Below are 437 nucleotides of genomic sequence, written 5' to 3' on the forward strand. Positions count from 1 at the left end.
ATTTAGACGAAGGTGCCATTACGGTCAAAGATATCTTCGGTAAAGAAGCAGATGAAATCACAACCTTCATCATGGATCGTATTAAAGAAAAATACGATGCAAAAGAAGAAACATTTGGCGAAGAACAAATGCGTGAATTTGAAAAAGTCATCGTTCTTCGTGCGGTGGATTCGAAGTGGATGGACCATATCGATGCAATGGATCAGCTGCGTCAAGGTATTCATTTACGTGCGTACGCACAAACGAATCCGCTTCGTGAATACCAAATGGAAGGATTTGCGATGTTTGAGCATATGGTTGCTTCAATTGAAGATGATGTGGCCAAGTATGTCTTGAAATCAGAAATCCAAAACAACCTAGAACGTGAAGAAGTGGTTCAAGGTCAAACAACGGCTCATCAGCCGCAAGAGGGCGATGAGGAGAAGACAGTGAAGAAG

The 437-nt window shown here is 42.1% G+C and carries 1 pseudogene; it reads left to right on the forward strand.

What is annotated here, in order from left to right:
* Positions 1–437: pseudogene (gene secA / locus GFC01_RS18275) on the forward strand (preprotein translocase subunit SecA); the annotation flags it as partial.

The organism is Desulfofundulus thermobenzoicus, assembly GCF_009428905.1.
In the GTDB taxonomy this organism is placed as follows: Bacteria; Bacillota; Desulfotomaculia; order Desulfotomaculales; family Desulfovirgulaceae; genus Desulfofundulus_A; species Desulfofundulus_A thermobenzoicus.